The organism is Pseudoalteromonas sp. 78C3 (assembly GCF_002836695.1).
Classification (GTDB): Bacteria; Pseudomonadota; Gammaproteobacteria; order Enterobacterales; family Alteromonadaceae; genus Pseudoalteromonas; species Pseudoalteromonas arctica.
Genome location: NZ_PJAV01000030.1, coordinates 1 through 2,041 on the forward strand (window position 1 = coordinate 1; position 2,041 = coordinate 2,041).

Consider the following 2,041-nt stretch of genomic DNA (forward strand, 5'->3'; position numbering starts at 1 on the left):
AAAAGCTGATCATCAACTGTATATCCCTCTCGCTCTAGTAGGTCTTTTGATTTTAAACCAAACGGACAAATATGCTCATCTGTTGCCATTCTAAAAAGTTGGGCTGATTTACTCATGCTTTACTCCTTATGTTATGCGGTTTATTTATTTATTTGAATTGAAATCTGGAACAGCTCTTAATTGTGCTTGAGCATTGGTTTGTGCAATGCCGTTTTGCTCTATATCTTTTAGGAGCCATTGCATTTCTTTTATTTCTCGCTCTTGGGCTTCAATTATATTTGTAGCAAGCTTTTGAACGCGTTTATCTTTGATTTTTGCCCTGTCACTGGTGAGTATGGCAATTGAATGATGTGGGATCATCGCCGACATCCATGAGCTATCATCAACAGTCACTTGTGAGCGAACTAAAAATAAACTTCCTGCAAATACGGCAACACTAGCAATGAGTACTGTTATATTTTTCTTTTTATCTTTATACATATTGAGCATGAAAAGTAGCATTATCACTGCCATCATGGCTCCCATATAAAGCGCCATATAAGTACGAGTTTCACTAAAATAAACATGACTAAGTTGGTAGGTGTTCAAATACATCAATACAAACATGGTTATTGTGGATGTTGCTATCATTAAAAAAAATTTTGAATAGTGTGACATTGTATTGCTCCTTAAAAGTTTTGTATTTTGTTTTTACATGTGAGTAATTTTTACACTATCAAGCTCACAAATCAGTGTTTCCTGTTGTGTAAAATGGGTATTTAACAATTAAATCAAAAATTATGCCGTTAGGCTAAAATTGCTCGCTGGATTTACTTATGTATCTGTAGGTTTCTTCATTTGAGTTGTCAGTGAGTAGTTCAATATTATATTTGTGAAATATACCCTCCATTTCCATTCCGGGAGTGCCAATAGGCATGGCTGGTACACTTAAGCCTGTAATGTGCGGAGCGTGTTGCCCAGATAAAAACTGTTTTATATGTTTAACGGGAACATGACCTTCAAATACAAATCCATCGGCTGACACGGCTGTATGGCATGAGCGCATATTAGGTTTTATTTGATACTGAGATTTAATCGACCCCATGTCATTAACGTTAATTGCTTTTGTTTGAATATTGTTTTCACTCAAATGAGCAATCCACTTATTACAACATCCACAATTTTTACTTTTATAAACGGTAAGCTCAATTTCAGGTTTTTCTGAATTTTCATAGATTATTGATGTTTTATGCTGTTTTTCGATACTCATTGCCGAAAATGACATAGTTAATGATAAAAAAAACGCTGAGGTAATGTAGATTACTCGCATTGTTAACTCCTTAATTAGACCAGTGAATATGAGTGATTTTCCAACCTTTATCGGTGTTTTTTAATGTGATTGATTCCATTCCCGTAGACTTAATATCTTTCCCTTTATACTTTCCTTGAGTTTTACTTCTTGAAATTGAGTAAGCTATGTCTCCATTTGTGTGAACTTGATGCTCTAGCAGTTCACTATCAACTGCACTTAAGAATTTCATATCCGCTATCATATGATGGTTCGCGTATACATCTGCAGAACGCTCAACAATTCCGCCTTCAAAAATGACGACATCGTCGGCCAGTAATTTACGGGCACCTTTGGCATCGCCTTGTTTTAGGGATGCATGAAATAAGCTAACTGCCTTTGCAGCTTCGCTATCAACATTAACAAAGACCCAGCCTTTTTTTGTGTGCTCTTCATGGGTGTGTGCGTTCACAGCAAAAGAACTAACAGCGCTAAAAATTAGTAGCAATAAAATTTTTAAATTAGAGGATTTAATTAACATACATTTTCCTTTTTTATTAATCGTTAAATAGGCGGACCAACAAGTGTGGTAAATACACTTGTTGTAATAAGTACAAATAGGGCAATTAATATTTCAACAGTGATCGAGCGTTTTAATATACTTATATGGTGTTGTTGAGTGATTTGCGGGACTAAAAAAAGCTTATGCCATGCACCTAGTAACAGCATCGCGCTGACGAGTAACAGCTTTAATAAAATTAGTTGCCCATAATT

General features: G+C 35.3%; 4 protein-coding genes and 1 pseudogene. All 5 read right to left on the reverse strand.

The genetic code is table 11. The annotated features are described in order from the left end of the window. A pseudogene (locus tag CXF76_RS00620) lies at nucleotides 1-116 on the reverse strand (glutaredoxin family protein); the annotation flags it as partial. A 28-nt stretch (nucleotides 117-144) separates the two neighbouring features. Then, nucleotides 145-657: a DUF305 domain-containing protein gene (locus CXF76_RS00625; RefSeq protein WP_101162802.1), complete on the reverse strand. Its 513-nt coding sequence runs from the start codon at nucleotides 655-657 to the stop codon at nucleotides 145-147. A gap of 133 nt (nucleotides 658-790) precedes the next feature. Further along, nucleotides 791-1,309, reverse strand: coding sequence for a DUF411 domain-containing protein (locus CXF76_RS00630; RefSeq protein WP_002963058.1), 519 nt, complete (start codon nucleotides 1,307-1,309; stop codon nucleotides 791-793). A 10-nt stretch (nucleotides 1,310-1,319) separates the two neighbouring features. Continuing rightward, entirely contained in the window at nucleotides 1,320-1,808 is a 489-nt protein-coding gene (locus CXF76_RS00635; RefSeq protein ID WP_002963057.1) for a YybH family protein, read from the reverse strand. A 23-nt stretch (nucleotides 1,809-1,831) separates the two neighbouring features. Continuing rightward, the coding region (locus tag CXF76_RS00640; RefSeq protein ID WP_198551836.1) for a CopD family protein at nucleotides 1,832-2,041 on the reverse strand (210 nt) is incomplete at its 5' end.

Bases quoted from the DNA above. Each gene is read 5' to 3' on its own strand.
- CXF76_RS00625 (WP_101162802.1), bottom strand. From the start codon at position 657: ATGTCACACTATTCAAAATTTTTTTTAATGATAGCAACATCCACAATA.
- CXF76_RS00630 (WP_002963058.1), bottom strand. From the start codon at position 1,309: ATGCGAGTAATCTACATTACCTCAGCGTTTTTTTTATCATTAACTATG.
- CXF76_RS00635 (WP_002963057.1), bottom strand. From the start codon at position 1,808: ATGTTAATTAAATCCTCTAATTTAAAAATTTTATTGCTACTAATTTTT.